This is a genomic window from Glutamicibacter nicotianae (genome assembly GCF_016907615.1).
Classification (GTDB): domain Bacteria; phylum Actinomycetota; class Actinomycetes; order Actinomycetales; family Micrococcaceae; genus Glutamicibacter; species Glutamicibacter nicotianae.
Genome location: NZ_JAFBCH010000001.1, coordinates 2,465,913 through 2,481,079, shown reverse-complemented (window position 1 = coordinate 2,481,079; position 15,167 = coordinate 2,465,913). Strand labels below are relative to the sequence as shown.

10 protein-coding genes and 3 tRNA genes are annotated in these 15,167 nt (G+C 58.1%); 10 read left to right on the top strand and 3 right to left on the bottom strand.

Features of this window, described 5'->3' with window-relative positions; all coding sequences use genetic code 11:
- The first annotated feature begins 49 nt into the window (after positions 1-49).
- Complete coding sequence (locus JOE62_RS11785; RefSeq protein ID WP_204722501.1) at positions 50-661, top strand: M48 family metallopeptidase; 612 nt, start codon at positions 50-52, stop codon at positions 659-661.
- A gap of 62 nt (positions 662-723) precedes the next feature.
- On the opposite strand, the gene JOE62_RS11780 is transcribed toward JOE62_RS11785, so the two are convergent.
- Positions 724-2,151, bottom strand: coding sequence for a zinc-dependent metalloprotease (locus tag JOE62_RS11780; protein WP_204722500.1), 1,428 nt, complete (start codon positions 2,149-2,151; stop codon positions 724-726).
- Between the two features lie 256 nt (positions 2,152-2,407).
- On the opposite strand from JOE62_RS11780, the gene JOE62_RS11775 reads away from it, so the two are divergent.
- The 5 genes from JOE62_RS11775 to JOE62_RS11755 all read left to right on the top strand — a co-directional run bounded on the left by JOE62_RS11775 (position 2,408) and on the right by JOE62_RS11755 (position 7,654).
- On the top strand, positions 2,408-3,448 hold the full coding sequence (locus tag JOE62_RS11775; protein ID WP_204722499.1) for a YlbL family protein: 1,041 nt from the start codon (positions 2,408-2,410) through the stop codon (positions 3,446-3,448).
- Positions 3,449-3,577: 129 nt separating this feature from the next.
- Positions 3,578-6,613 (top strand): UPF0182 family protein, encoded by a 3,036-nt coding sequence (locus tag JOE62_RS11770; protein ID WP_204722498.1) that lies wholly within the window; start codon positions 3,578-3,580, stop codon positions 6,611-6,613.
- A gap of 60 nt (positions 6,614-6,673) precedes the next feature.
- A tRNA-Met gene (locus tag JOE62_RS11765) sits at positions 6,674-6,747 on the top strand.
- A 395-nt stretch (positions 6,748-7,142) separates the two neighbouring features.
- A tRNA-Met gene (locus JOE62_RS11760) sits at positions 7,143-7,216 on the top strand.
- 364 nt (positions 7,217-7,580) lie between these two features.
- A tRNA-Met gene (locus tag JOE62_RS11755) sits at positions 7,581-7,654 on the top strand.
- A 116-nt stretch (positions 7,655-7,770) separates the two neighbouring features.
- Here the strand turns inward: JOE62_RS11755 and JOE62_RS11750 are convergent.
- Positions 7,771-8,502: a PspA/IM30 family protein gene (locus JOE62_RS11750; protein ID WP_128469993.1), complete on the bottom strand. Its 732-nt coding sequence runs from the start codon at positions 8,500-8,502 to the stop codon at positions 7,771-7,773.
- Positions 8,503-8,573: 71 nt separating this feature from the next.
- The gene (locus JOE62_RS11745; RefSeq protein ID WP_204722497.1) at positions 8,574-10,706 is read right to left on the bottom strand and encodes a TPM domain-containing protein; all 2,133 of its coding nucleotides are present in this window, start codon (positions 10,704-10,706) and stop codon (positions 8,574-8,576) included.
- A 181-nt stretch (positions 10,707-10,887) separates the two neighbouring features.
- On the opposite strand from JOE62_RS11745, the gene JOE62_RS11740 reads away from it, so the two are divergent.
- The 4 genes from JOE62_RS11740 (at position 10,888) to JOE62_RS11725 (ending at position 15,135) form a co-directional block, all read left to right on the top strand.
- On the top strand, positions 10,888-12,408 hold the full coding sequence (locus tag JOE62_RS11740; protein ID WP_204722496.1) for a S1C family serine protease: 1,521 nt from the start codon (positions 10,888-10,890) through the stop codon (positions 12,406-12,408).
- A 190-nt stretch (positions 12,409-12,598) separates the two neighbouring features.
- Entirely contained in the window at positions 12,599-13,420 is an 822-nt protein-coding gene (locus JOE62_RS11735; protein ID WP_174787696.1) for an electron transfer flavoprotein subunit beta/FixA family protein, read from the top strand.
- A 12-nt stretch (positions 13,421-13,432) separates the two neighbouring features.
- A complete protein-coding gene (locus JOE62_RS11730; RefSeq protein WP_121867044.1) occupies positions 13,433-14,377 on the top strand; it encodes an electron transfer flavoprotein subunit alpha/FixB family protein in 945 nt (314 codons plus the stop codon).
- On the top strand, positions 14,374-15,135 hold the full coding sequence (locus JOE62_RS11725) for a PIG-L deacetylase family protein (RefSeq protein ID WP_204722495.1): 762 nt from the start codon (positions 14,374-14,376) through the stop codon (positions 15,133-15,135). Before JOE62_RS11730 ends, JOE62_RS11725 begins: the two co-directional genes overlap by 4 nt.
- Positions 15,136-15,167 lie beyond the last annotated feature (32 nt).

Here is a 15,167-nt window from a genome sequence, read left to right as displayed (position 1 = left end):
ATAGGACAATCCGCTTCACTGCCATGATCGAGGAATGGGGCGCTGTGCCATGCCAGCTTTTCCAAATACTGTCGACTTCGTAGCGCCGGACGAAATCCCCGTGCGGATTCTCCGTTCAGCCAAGCGCAAGAAAACTATTTCATCCCAATGGCGCGATAACCGGCTGATTATCCAGGTTCCTGCAGCGCTGGACGAAAAAACGGAACGTGCCTTCGTCGAAGAAATGATCACGAAGTATCGCAAGGGACGCCAAGCGCGCACAGCTGGGCATACTGATGACGCGCTGGCACGTCGTGCCGCGTCCCTTGACCAGCAGTACTTTGCAGGCGAGGCCGCGCCGCAATCGGTGCGCTGGGTAGCGAACCAGAACAAGCGTTGGGGCTCGGCTTCATATCGGCAGCGCAGCATCCGCTTATCGGTCACATTGCAGCATATGCCCAGCTGGGTGCAGGACTATGTGCTCGTCCATGAATTGGCGCATCTCGTGGCTCCCAGGGCCGGCCACGGATCAGAATTCCAGGCGTTGCTGAACCGGTTCGAACGCAGAGCGCAGGCCGATATCTTCCTGGAGGCCTTCCACGCTGGATACAACGCCCACGCCAAGGAACTGGGCCGTGCAGAAGATGAGCTATCCGGCTTCGGCCACGACGAGGAACAGTAGTTCGACACAAATAAGGAGGGATGTGCGCGTGCGCACATCCCTCCTTCGCGGTCTCAGCCTAGTCAGCTCTTTGGATCCTCTGGCTTGCCAGGATCATCATCGTCCTCGGAATCGGAGTCGACATTGTCGAAACCGCCGTCCAAGAGCTTGCCCAACGCCGCGTCGAAGTCATCGAACTCGGTTGCGGCAACTGCACGGCGATGAGTGAATCCCTGGGGATCGGTGAGATCTTCTGCGGTAGGCATCAGGTCAGGGTGGTCCCATACGGCGTCACGGCCGTCGATACCACGCTCATCGTACAGATGCTCCCAGAGGGCAGCTGCTTCACGAAGCTTGCGTGGGCGCAGTTCAAGGCCAACCAGAGATACGAAAGCTGTCTCCGCCGGGCCACCGGATGCACGGCGGCGGCGCATCGTCTCGCGCAGGTGGCCGGCAAATGGCAAGTTCTGGGCAGCCAAGGAAACTACGTGGTCAACCCACCCCTCGATCAATGCCAACGTCAGCTCGAGGTTCTCAAGAGCTTTCTCCTGGGCTGGGGTGCGCTGCGGGGTGAAAAGCCCTTCACCCAGCATCGACTGCAGGGCTTCCGGGTTGGACGGATCAATGCCGCGTACGGCATCCTCGATTCGCGACATGTCGATGTGGATGCCGCGAGCGTAGGATTCGACGGCGCCAATCAACTTGGAGCTCAGCCATGGCACCCGGTTGAACAATCGCGTATGTGCGTTCTCGCGCAGAATCACATACAGCAGGACTTCCTGCTCGGGGATTTCAAGGCCGTCGCCAAACTTGCTGACATTTGTCGCGATAATCCCCGGAGTGGTTCCTGCCAGCGGCAAGCCGATATCGGTGCCGCCAAGTACATCGGTTGCCAAGCCGCCCAAAGCAGTGCCCAACTGCATGCCGAACATGCTGGCCCCGAGATTGCGGAACATGCCATCTGCGTTGCCGAGCATGCCCTTCATCTCTTCGGGAATCTGGTCCTTCATCGCGGTGGTGATGGCCTTGGCCACGGACTCGGCAACAGGTTCGGTGACCTGCTTCCACGTGGCCAAAGTCTTGTCGTACCATCGTTTGCGAGTCCACACCTCTGTCGCGTGGCCGTTCGACTCGAACACCGTGGCGTTATCCAGCCACAATCCCGACAGGTTTGAAGCATCGCTGATGGCGCTGTTCCGCGCGTCGGAAACAGCAGGATCATCGCTGGCATATGCCTGCAACGCTGTGTCGGATGCAAGCTTCCAGTTCACCGGACCAGACGAAGCGTTATTGCTCATCATCGCGGACATCATGGCCTGGGCCTGCTGCATCATTTTCTGCATCGCAGCCGGATCGCCTTGAGCGCCAAGGGCATCACGAAGCTGCGGCGGGAGGTCATTCGGGTCGAATCCGCCACCGAAGAGCTGACCAAACATTGCAGAAAATGGGTCCTGCGGATTGTTTTCGTCGTCATCGCCGTTTGGGCGGTTGTTCGGGGGATTCTGTGCCATGCCTTTAAAACTACCGCGAGCGCCTGATAGTTCCCACGAATCTGGGCTACAGTTCGCTTTCGGCACATCGAATACGCCTTGGTGCTGATGCTTTTAGACCCATGGCTTCAGTAGGCTAAGAGTGGGGATGTCTGCGAGGACGGATCCGCGTATTTTTTGACAGTTGGCGGGAGCAAGATCAGTGCACGTACGGGAACCACAAGACTCGATTCAGGAGCCAGGTAATTCCGGCCGTGCTCCTCGAGGTTCCAAAACCATGAAACGCACCAGCTCCGGCATCGTTGCACTGCTCCTGATCGGCGTAATGATGTTTCTCCCCACGCATTTCATGATCCGATCGCCGGGCCCCGTGTTCAACACGTTGGGCGAGGACAGCGGACACGATGTGGTTTCCATCAAGGGAGCCGAATCTTACCCTTCGGACAGTGTCTTGGATCTGTTGACCATTTATGTCCAGGGTGGCGGGCAGAACCGGATTACCATTCCTGTCGTGCTCGAAGCACTGATTAATCCGGCCAAGGATGTCGTCCCCGAAGAAACAATTATTTCCCGTGGAGTCTCCTCGGAAGAAAAGAATGAGCAAAACGATTTCCTGATGACTTCTTCGCAGGATTTGGCTGTAGCGGCGGCGTTGACCGAGCTCGGCAAAGATTTCACCGAATGGCTGACAGTCGCGGACTTCTCCACCGACACGAATGAAAAGGTGCTGGAGCCGAAGGACCGCTTGCTGGAGTTCGAAGGGGAGAAGATCACTTCGCTGGAGCAGCTGAAGGAGAGCCTGAACGACCACGGGGCAAAACCAGCAACCCTAACAGTCGGCCGACCGGACAAGCATGGTGTCTACAGCAATGTGGACGTCACCGTGCATACCAAGGAAGCCGAGAATGGCGAACGCCAGTTGGGTGTCTTCCTGGGTAGTGAATACGAGTTTCCCATTGACGTGAGTTTCGGGTTGGAAAACGTAGGCGGTCCGAGCGCCGGGATGATGTTTGCCTTGGCGATCATTGACCGCTTGACTGAAGGCTCGCTGGCGGGGGACCACCACATTGCCGGCACCGGCGAAATTTCTGCCGATGGTGCGGTCGGTCCGATCGGTGGCATCGCCCAGAAGATGGTGGCCGCCAAGAGCAATGGAGCGAGTGTGTTCTTGGCACCAGCCGATAACTGTGCTGAAGTCGTTGGCCGAGTTCCCGCCGGACTCGACGTCATCAAGGTAGCGACACTGTCGGAGGCCCGCCATGCATTAGAGAAAATCGCCAAGGGGCAAGACCCCGCGACTTTCACGACATGCGAATAGATTTAGCCGTGCATCAAGGGAAGAATGTGATGCAAGGAAACCAATCTCGTGCACAACGCCCGTTCATGAATTAGGTACACGAGTTCTCCCGTTGGAAACAACGGGAGAACCCAAAGTAAGGAATAGATAGTGTCATTCGGATCGGATAGTCCGTTCGGGGGTCCGCCGCGACCCCAAGAACCACAACGACCTTCCAACCCTTCGGGCAAGAAAGCGTCGCCGCTGACCCTGACCATCTTCGCGGTGGTCATCCTCGTCGCGGTTTTCGTTTTCTTGTCGAATTTCTACGCTGATATCCTCTGGTTCAACCAGCTGGGTTTCTCCGAGGTCTACTGGACTGAGCGGATCGCCAAACTAGTGATCTTCCTGATCGCGTTGGTATTGATGGCAGTTCCAATGTGGTTCTCGATGCGCAGTGCTTACAAGCACCGCCCGGTCTATGCGCCCAATTCGAACCGGCCCGATTCCATGTCGCGCTACCAGGCCCAGCTGGAACCAGTGCGCCGTTTCCTGATGGTGGGCATTCCACTGGTGATTGGCATCTTTGCCGCCGTTGCCGTGGCAGGACAGTGGCAGACGATATTGCTGTTCTTCAACCAGGTCGGTTTCGGGAGCACTGACCCCCAGTTCAACATGGATCTGGGCTTCTTTGTCTTCTCCCTTCCATTCATTGCGCTGGTCAACGGCTTCTTGATCTCGGTCGTGCTGCTCAGCGGCGTGGCCGGTCTGCTGACCCACTACCTCTACGGCGGAATCCGTGTCGAAGAACGCGGTGGCATTACTGTTGGCAAGGCTGCTCGCGTGCACACCGCAGTTGTTGTCGGTGTTTTCTTGCTCTTCCAGGCCGTGAACTTCTGGATTGGCCAGTACGAGACCCTCACTGACCAGTCAGGCCGTGTCGCCGGTGCGCTGTACAAGGATGTCAATGCAGTCATCCCGGCGCAGATGATTCTGGCCATCGTGGCGATCCTGATCGCCGTCACCTTCGTGATTGCGGCGATCAACGGGCGTTGGCGCTTGCCATTGATTGGCACCGCCATGCTGGTGGCAACGATGATTGTTGCCAGCGGCGTCTATCCGTTCCTAGTCCAGCAGTACAAGGTGGTCCCTTCGCAGAAGGCGCTGGAGAGCGAGTACATTGAGCGCAATATCGAGATGACTCGTTTGGCATTCGGCCTGGATGACGTGGAAGTGACCGACTACGACGCAAAGATCTCGACCGAGAAGAATGCGCTGGCGAAGGAAACTGCCACCACCGCGAACATCCGTCTGCTGGATCCGAACCTGGTTTCGGCTGCTTTCGCACAGCTGCAGCAGTTCCGTGGTTACTACACCTTCGCAGAGACCCTGAACGTTGACCGCTACGAGATCGACGGCAAGGTGGAAGATACCGTTATTGCCGCCCGTGAAGTGAACGTCGATCCAACCGACACCTGGGTGAACCAGCACATCAACTACACCCATGGCTACGGCCTGGTGGCCGCATACGGCAACCGTGTGGCTGCCGGTGGCCGTCCGGACTTCATGCTCGGTGGCATCCCGACCTCTGGTGATTTGATCACCGACCAGGAATACGAACCGCGGATCTACTTCGGTGAGAATTCTCCGTCCTATTCGATTGTGGGCGGACCGGATGAGGGATGGACCGACCAGGAACTTGACCGCCCGGGTACCGGTGGCGAGAACCAGGACACCCGCTATACCTTCAAGGGCGATGGCGGTCCGAACGTTGGCAACTTGTTCAACCGCTTGGTCTACGCGCTGAAGTTCGCCTCCACCGATCTGTTGCTCTCGCAGAACGTCAATAGCGAATCGCAGATCCTGTACGATCGCGACCCTCGCGATCGTGTCAGCAAGGTTGCACCGTACCTCACGTTGGATTCCCAAGCGTACCCTGCCATCGTCGATGGCCGGGTGCAGTGGATCATCGATGGCTACACGACCTCGAATGACTTCCCATATTCCCAGCAGCAGCAGCTGGATTCGGCAGTGACCGACTCGCTGACCAACGCGCAGGACCTGTCGCTGACCGGTCGCGTGAACTACCTGCGCAACTCGGTGAAGGCCACCGTCGATGCCTATGACGGATCGGTCAAGCTCTACGCCTGGGACACCGAAGATCCAATCCTGCAGTCTTGGCAGAAGATCTTCCCTACGGCCTTGAACCCGCTGGATGATATGTCCGCAGAGCTGATGGAGCACGTGCGCTACCCGGAGGACATGTTCAAGGTGCAGCGTGAAGTGCTGACCACCTACCACGTGGACAACCCGGATGCATTCTACGAGTCCAACGATGCATGGGCCGTGCCTGACGATCCAACTTCGTCTGCTGCCGGCGTGAAGCAGCCGCCATACTTCATGTCCTTGAAGATGCCTACCCAGGATGAAGCGTCGTTCTCGTTGACCTCGACCTTTATCCCGGCTGCGGCAGCCAACGGCCAGCAGCGCAACGTGCTCTTCGGCTTCCTGTCGGCGAATGCCGATGCCGGATCCACGCCGGGGGAGAAAGCCGACGACTACGGCAAGCTGCGGCTGCTTGAGCTGCCACGAGACACTGCAGTTCCTGGCCCGGGCCAGGCTCAGCAGAACTTCGATACCAACACCCGAGTGACCACCGAACTGAACCTGCTGCGCCAGGGCGCCTCGGAAGTCAAGAACGGCAATCTGCTGTCCTTGCCAGTTGGCGGCGGTATCCTCTACGTCCAGCCTGTATATGTCCAGTCTTCGGGCCAGACCAGCTACCCGACCTTGCGCAAGGTTCTGGTTTCCTTCGGTGACAAGGTCGGCTTCGCCGATACGCTGGCTGAAGCACTGGATGAAGTCTTCGGTGGTGATTCCGGTGCGGTAACCGGTGAGACCGAAGGCGTGTCGCCGAGCGAAGACCCTGAGGGCGAGGCGGAACCGACCCAGACCGATACCGAGAAGCTGACTGAAGCTCTGGCTGATGCGAACGAAGCCATCAAGAATGGACAGGAAGCATTGGCCAAGGGTGACTTCGGCGCTTACGGTGAATCGCAGAAGCAGCTGGAGGACGCCTTGAACCGTGCGATGGAGGCAGATGCTGCCATCAACGGCACCGAGGTTGAGGGAGACGTGAAACTGGACGAAGGTCAGAACAACGACGCCTCCCAGTCGCCAGCCCCAACCGATGGCGCGGAAGGCTAGGAGTAGCAGTAACTGCCGATTTGCTTTCACCCCGCGATGATGCAAGAATTATCTAGTCATCGCGGGGTGGAGCAGTTCGGTAGCTCGCCGGGCTCATAACCCGGAGGTCAGAGGTTCAAATCCTCTCCCCGCCACGAATGGCAAAATGGAGATCCGAAAGGATCTCCATTTTGCGTTAAGCTGAAACTCTCCAGCCACCGAACCCGGGGGACGTCCGGGAGGCAATTGTTGCTAATCCGTACGCAGGAAGATCGTCTGGTGGAAGAAGACAACGTCTCCCTGACGCCACCCCGAGGTCAATGAATGCTCGTTACACGGCTACGGGCAAGGGCAACGGCAGATGCATTTGATGACCCAGGTCTGAGCACGGCCGCTCGCGACTTTCCGGACCGGGTGCGGCCAGTGCAAGAAATATGGTCAGCACCGAAGAGTAATTCGGGTCAGGTGGGACATTCGAGCGGAGTGGGATTAAGGACACGCTCTTCGATTCGCTATTGAGTTCAACAGTTGGTAACGTTGTATTTACCGACGCGGGGTGGAGCAGTTCGGTAGCTCGCCGGGCTCATAACCCGGAGGTCAGAGGTTCAAATCCTCTCCCCGCCACGAAAGTGGAAACGGAGATCCGAAAGGGTCTCCGTTTTCTTTGTCTTGGCGGCTTGGCGGCTTGGCGGCTTGGCGGCTTGGCGTCGCTGCCGGATCACTGCCAGTCGTTGATCAGACCCACGAAATCAGAAACTCGGATCTCTGCCTCTGCAGCGAGTCAGTACGAGCGGCCATCTGGTTCCCGACAGCTAATTCTCTTGTCTGTCTACCAGGTGCATCTGAAAAAATTCTTCGTTACCCGCTCATGCTGCGGGGGACTGGTGCTTTGTTCGATGCCTCCAGAGTGCTGGATCATTGCGTGACCAAGCGCACTTCCTCAGGATTGGCCAAGTCATTCACCGATTGGTAAAGTTATATTTACCGACGCGGGGTGGAGCAGTTCGGTAGCTCGCCGGGCTCATAACCCGGAGGTCAGAGGTTCAAATCCTCTCCCCGCCACGAAAGTGGAAACGGAGATTCGAAAGAGTCTCCGTTTCTTGTTTAATCATCAAAAGCAATTGGCTGGCATGCTTGCGCACTGCCAGCCAATTGACGATATCCCGTTATTCGAGTTCCTAGCTTTCCAAAGCACCAGTCTGCTTGGCCTTCAGGGCCGCTAGACGAGCTTCAACTTCGGTCTGCTCACCCAGATCTTCCAAGGACTCGAACTGGGCGTCCAGGCTTGACGCCTGCAATTCTGCAGCACCGCGGACTCGGGCTTCTTCGCGGCGAACCTTTTCCTCGAAGCGGCCGATCTCGCTGGATGGATCCATGATGTTCACGGATTTGATGGCTTCGTTGACCTGGTTCTGAGCGTGAGCCGACTTGGCGCGGGCGACCAGCTCGTCGCGCTTGCTGGCCAACTCTGTGCGCTTTTCCTTCATCATGTTCAAACCGCTCTTGAGCTTGTCCACGATTTGGCGCTGCGATGTAATCGTTGGCTCTGCAGTCTTCATCTCGGACTCGGCCTGCATCTGGCGCTGGATGGCGACCTTAGCCAAGTTGTCGAACTTCGCGGCATCATCTGCCTTGCCTGCGGAGCGGAATTCCTCCGCCTTGTTGGACGCTGCCAGTGCTTTGGCACCCCACTCGGAAGCTGCCTGCTCGTCCTCGCGGTAGTCGTCTTCCAGCATGCGCAGGTTGCCGATGGTCTGGGCAATCGCCTGCTCTGCTTCAGCGATATTGTCGTTGTAGTCGCGCACCATCTGATCCATCATTTTCTGAGGGTCTTCAGCTGCGTCGAGCATCGCATTGATGTTGGCCTTGGCCAGCTGGGAAATGCGTCCGAAGATTGACTGCTTGATCATGGTTGGACCTTTCTGTCCGTAAGGAAAAACATTAGGTACTTCAAAACAACTAGTGAATCTATTCCGGCAAACTAGAAATTGCCGCCTCCGCCGCCTCCGAAGTCACCTCCTCCGAAACCGCCTCCGTCGCCAAAGCCGCCGAAGCCGCCCCCGCCGAAGAGTCCTCCGCCGTCGCCGCCATCCGAATGACCGCCGTGGCTTCCGCCACCGAGGATCGTGTTTATCAGGATGCCGCCTAGCATGGCACCGCCGATGCCATCAAACATCCCGCCACCGCGGCCGCGGCCGTAGTTGCCGTAATTTCCGTATCCGCGGGAGCCGCCAAAACCGTCAAATCCACTGACATCGTTTTCGGCCATCTGCGCAGCCTGATCAGCCAACTGAATTGCACGTTGCGCCGAACCCACGGCACGCAGCGGATCTCTGCCGGAAAGCGACCGGGCTTCATCGAAGGTGCGTTGTGCTTCAGCAAGACGGGTGCGTGCCGAGGAACGTACGCCACCGCGACGGGCACGGATGTAATCGTCCGTGCCGCTGATGCGTGATGCCGCCGTGTGCAAGAGAGAATCAAGCTGCGCACGGGCAGACTGTTCCTGCTGCGCCCGGTCACGCGAACTGGACAGGGCCTCTGAGAGCGGGCGCACGGCCTCGTCGAGCTGGGTGATCAACGCTAGCGGGTTGTATCGGTCGCTGTTCAAGGCTTGCTTCGTATTATTCAGTGCGCTTTCCACACCGGCCACGGCACTTGCCAACCCGGGATTCGAACCGTTTGCCATGAAAGCTTTCGCTTGGGCCAGGTCCCGTTCGGCTAGTGCCATTGACGACTTCAAGTCTTGCTGGGCTTGCTCCAACGCTTCGCCGGCTTTGTTGATGGCTTTGAGCAACACGTCGGCTTGGTCCTGCGCTTCTTCCGCGTTTTGGATCAAGATCGCGGCATTGGGACGGTCATTGGCCAGCTTCTGCGATGCCTGCTTCAAGGCAGATGACGCAAAGGTCAAACGTTCTGCGGCTTGTTCGGCATTGTCCTTGATCTGTGCAACTGCGCTGGCATCGTATCGGCCAGCGAGGCGCTCCAAATCGGCAACTCTAGCCGAAAGCCTCTGATTGAGCGGTTCTTGATTCGCTGAAACCTCAGTAATGCGATCGTCCGCATTCTGCTCCAGCTGGCGCAACTGCTTGAACTCGTTGGCATGAGCCTGCAGGGAATGATTAACCTTCTGGCAACGGTCAATGATTTCATTCAGCCAAGAACGCTGATCCTGTTCGGTATCCGGGATATCGTCATCCAACTGCTGCTGCAAACGGAAGGATTCCGACAGGTGGGTCTTGGCCTGTTCGATATCTTCCAGATAGACCTGGACCGCTTGCCTCCCGTACTGAGCCTCGGCGAAGCCCAATTCCTGCTGGGAAGAACGAATCGAGTCATCTGCTGCTACCAGCAATTGATCTGCCTGTAAACGGAGCTTGTCCAGCGGGATCAACTGTTGTTGCGGCGCAGGAGAGCCATAATTTCCAGGGTGTTGACCCGGGCCTTGGCCGAGTGAGGCGGCCTTCTTCTTGCTGCGCCGTGAAAGGAACAGGTACCCAACCACAGCGACTGCGCCAATGACCAGAACGACTGTTAGGAAACCGCCGCCAGAGGAAGAGCCATCGGGGCTGCCACCGCCTTCAACACTGCGCATGCCATCGATAGCGCCTTCAACGGCGCCAGCCCAGTCATTTTCGCCGAGTGCTGGACTGATCTGGCTGCTGTAGATTCCGGTGGCGGCCGCGGCAATCGGGCCTCCCTTCGCGCCAGCAAAATATGCCTGCCGGGTTTGGGTTGCTACCACCAAGATGGAGTCGGCACTGCCTAGCCCCTTCTTGTTGGCAACCTCGGTGGCCCATTGATCAGCTTGGGCTGGGTTCGAAAACTCATCGACGAATACCGCAAATAGATTCAACCCTGTATCGCTGCGGAGCTCTTTGATTTCGGACTCCAAGCGCGACTCGTCCGAACCAAGCACACCTGAAGAATCGACTACGAAATCGCCGGGTGGAATAGTAACCGGCGATTCAGCCATTGCCGGTGCCGATAAGCCGAAAGAGGCTGCAGCTGCCAATAGTGCTCCAGCAATGAGCCGTCTAGCTTTCATACGCATGTCTTGTTTCCCGCCTGAAATACAACAGCCAATCCAAAGATCAAGAGAGGGCCGATCTGGCAATCCCCAGAGATTGGGTTCACACTTATGATTGATTCTATTTGCCCTAATGAACCACGTCTACGCCATTCAGCTGGCAGAATAGTTAACTCACAGCAGGTGCTCAGACACCACAATTCGATGCCACAGACCTGAGTTGAATAATTGAACTCAAGAGAATTCGACAGTTCGAAAGAGGCAAGCCATGAGCCAGACACCGAATGAGCCACGTGGGAACGATGCGGGCAATTCATCAGAGCCAAAGAACAACAACACCGACCCAGTGGCTTCGAGTGAACCAACAGTGAGCTACCCGAGGGTGAACCCGGGCCCAAGCGCCAGCGAGCAGCCAACTAGCGCTTACCCAACGGCGGCTGCCGACAGCACGCCGAATTGGGCCCACCAACACGGCCAGCATTCCGATGCCCAGCCAGTCCAGAACGGATCTGCTTACGGTTCGGGCTACGGCATGCCGTCCAACGAGCCAGCGCACTACCCAGTTCCACCGGAGAAGCCTTCCAAGAACAAGAAGTCCTTCTCCGGCAGCACCCTCATCGCGGGAATGGTCGCGGCAGCACTGGTCGGCGGCGTCACCGCCGCTGGCACCACCTATCTCATGAATGACAACGCAGGCTCTTCCTCGGTCACCAGCTCGCCGCGCGAAGGAGTGGTGATCAACAATCCGGACAAGGTCACCGAAGTCACCGCAGCCGCCGCCAAGGCCAGTCCCAGTGTGGTGACCATCGAAGTATCCGGCAACGGCTCCGGCGGATCCGGCTCGGGCATCGTCTTGGATGACAAAGGAAACATTCTGACCAACACCCACGTGGTCACCCTGGGTGGAGAAGTTGCCAATCCAAAGATTTCGGTTCAGATGAACGACGGTACCGTGCATAGCGCCACTGTCGTCGGAACCGATCCGCTATCGGATCTGGCTGTCATCAACATCCAGGCCGACGGTCTGGTTCCGGCCACCTTGGGCTCATCGGCCGAACTGAACGTCGGGGATACCGCGGTCGCCATTGGCGCCCCTCTGGGCCTGAGCGGCACCGTCACCGACGGCATCATTTCCACACTGAACCGCACTATCTCCATCGCGTCTTCGGCCGTGCCCGAGGATAGCGACCAGAGCGATGGCGGAGACGGCAATCAGTTCAACTTCCAATTCCCCGGCCAAGAACAGCAACAGCAGCAATCAAGCGGTTCGATCTACGTGAATGTCATCCAGACCGACGCGGCGATTAACCACGGCAACTCCGGCGGCGCACTGGTTGACGCCAATGGTGAAATCATCGGCGTCAACGTCGCCATCGCCTCGGCTGGCAACAGCGAAGAAGGCGGTTCGATTGGCGTGGGCTTCGCTATCCCTATCGACTATGCAAAGCGTGTTGCCCAGGAACTGATCGACAACGGCGTCGCAACGCACGGTCTGCTCGGTGCCACAGTGACGCCACAGGGCGCCTCGGGATCCAACCAGCAGAACGCATCGGCCTTCTCGGTTGGTGCCCGCATTGTTGAAATCAGCCCCGACTCCGCAGCTGACAAGGCGGGCTTGAAATCCGGCGACGTGATCACCGGCGTCAATGGCCGCGCGGTCCAGGACTCGCAGACGGTGACGGCCGCCATTCGCGAGATTCCTGCCGGGGGAGAAGCGAAAATCACCTATCTTCGCAATGGCCAGGAGAATACCGCAACCGCAACGGTCGGGACGCTGTCAAATAACTAAACAAATCGTCATGATGACGCTGTGGATCAAGTGACGCAGGCTGGTGACCAACCAGCCTGCGTCACTTGATGTTCTCAGAGCGATAAACGCTCGGTGAACTGCCTTGTGTCGATACGATAGAGGTTGAAGGAATAAGCCTGCGCCCGTGTTTTGCACCGGAGCGGGCATAGATGATTGTAGGAAGGCGCGAATGAGCGAGGAAAGCACCACGCCACTGAAAATAGTGGTCCTGGTCAAACACGTCCCAGATGTTCAATTTGACCGTCACATCGATTCGGGGACGCTGCGCCTGGACCGTGCGGAATCAGTCCTCTCGGAGTTGGACGAATACGCTGTCGAAGCCGCCGTTTCCATCGTGGAAGCCAACGGTGGATTCGCGGCCGGGCATGAAGTCATCGCTGCGACCATGGGTGGTAAGGGGGCGGGCAACTCGGTCAAGAAGGCCTTGCAGATGGGCGCCAGTTCTGGCCTGCATCTCAGCGATGAAGCCCTGGCCGGCTCCGATACCGTCGCCACGTCCAAAGCACTTGCCGCTCTGGTTGATTATGTTGGCAACGTGGACCTGGTTGTTACCGGCATGTCCTCGACTGACGCAGAGACTTCGGTTGTCCCAGCTCAGCTCGCAGAGCGACTGGGCTTTGCACAGCTGACTCACGCGCTCGCCGTCGAGTTCGACGCAGCACAGCGCGAACTGGCGATCAAGCGCGATCATCTGGATCGTACCTTGACCCTGACAGCTAGCCTGCCTGCAGTGCTTTCGGTCACCGACCAGGCCAATGAGCCCCGCTACCCGAATTTCAAGGCCATCATGGCCGCCAAGAAGAAGACCGTTACCGAGCTGGATTTGGCGGCTATCGGCTTGGATGCTGCGGCTGTTGGGGCCATTGGTTCGAACACCGAGGTAATCGGAGCCGAGGCCCGTCCTGCACGTGAAGCTGGAACTGTCATCAACGACAGCGGCCAGGCAGGCATTGCCTTGGTTGATTTCTTGGCCGAACAGAAGCTGATCTAAGGAATATTGAACATGCCTTCAGCCCTTGTATTTTTCTCTGAATTTTCCGAAGCACCGTCCAAAGCCCAACGCGAACTGCTGACCTTGGCATCCGGCTTCGAGAACCCAGCTGTGGCCGTTGCAAGCGAAGTCAGCGCCGCAGCACAGGAAGTGCTAGCTTCTTACGGCGTGGTGAAGCTCTACACCGCCTCCAGCCAAGCGCAGGTTTTCGGACAGCACGAGCTTTCCGTGCTTGACGCAGCCCTACAGGCTACCGGCGCCGGATTGGTTTTGCTTGCCAACGACAACTTCAGCCGTGAACTCGGGGCCCGCCTGGCTGTCCGCCACAACGGTGCGATTATCACTGACGTCATTGGCATCACCGGTGACTTGGTGGCGACCAAGGACGAGCTGGCCGGAAGCTACAGCGTTCAGGCCAAGCCAACCAACGGGACTCTCTTCGCCACTTTGAAGCCAAACAGCATCGAGGACGCTCCTGCTGCTGCCAACATCCCGTTGGCGGTAGAAGAACTGGCGCTGGAGGATTCCAGCGATGCCAAGGTCCGTATTGCGGCCGCCGAGGCCAAAGCAGCCAGCGACCGCCCGGCACTGACCGAAGCGCGCGTCGTGGTTGCTGGCGGACGTGGTGTCAACGGAGACTTCGGTCCGGTTGAAGACCTCGCGGATGCCCTGGGAGCCGCCGTGGGCGCTTCTCGAGCAGCAACTGATGCCGGCTGGATCTCGCATGATGCGCAGATCGGCCAAACTGGTGTAACCGTCGCACCGCAGCTGTACATCTCTGCAGGCATCTCCGGAGCAATCCAGCAGAAGGCAGGCATGCAGACCAGCAAATTCATCATTGCCATCAACAAGGATGTCGACGCTCCAGTCTTTGAAATTGCCGACCTGGGCATCGTTGGCGACTTGGCCAAGGTCCTGCCGCAGGCAGCCGAAGAGATCCGACGTCGCAAGGCATGATCGATACAACGCGATTCATTGGCACAGGCTCCCAGCGGGTTCTGGCCTTCGGCGCCCACCCGGATGATCTGGATTTTGGGGCGGCCGGCACCATCGCGGCACTGACCGCTGCGGGTGCAGAAGTCCAGTATTGCATCATGACCGACGGAGACGCCGGAGGCTTTGATGATCGGGATCCCGAAGAAACAGCCAGGCTCCGCCATGAAGAGCAGAAGCAGGCCGCGGCCAAGGTGGGCGTGAAGACCGTCCATTTCCTCGGTGAACGCGACGGCTTCTTGGAAGCCAACCACGATGTCATGCGCAAGGTGGTACGGCTGATGCGCCAGGTGAGGCCTACTATCGTGATTGCCATGCACCCAGAGCGCAAGTGGGATCGGATCCAGGCCTCGCACCCAGATCATCTGGCTTGCGGTGAAGCGGTCACTCGCGCGATATATCCGGCGGTGGAGAATCCGTTCTCCTATCCAGAACTGCTGCGTGCCGAAGGACTGGAACCGTACAAGGTGCCTTGGCTCTGGTTGTGCGGCGCTCCGCAGGAACGCGAGAATGCCTACGTGGACATCACCGAATTCTTCGGCAAGAAGATGGATGCCTTGCGTTCGCACTTCACGCAGCATCCGGACGTTGCGGCCATGGAAAACTACGTTCTGCAGCAGTGCGAAGAAAACGCCGTGCGGGGACAACTTGGAAAAGGCAAGCTTGCCGAAGCCTTCCACGCAGTGGCGGTGAACGCCAGCGACACGATTGCCGGGTTCTAGCGATCCGGGTGATGTGCATACGAAAAGAGCTC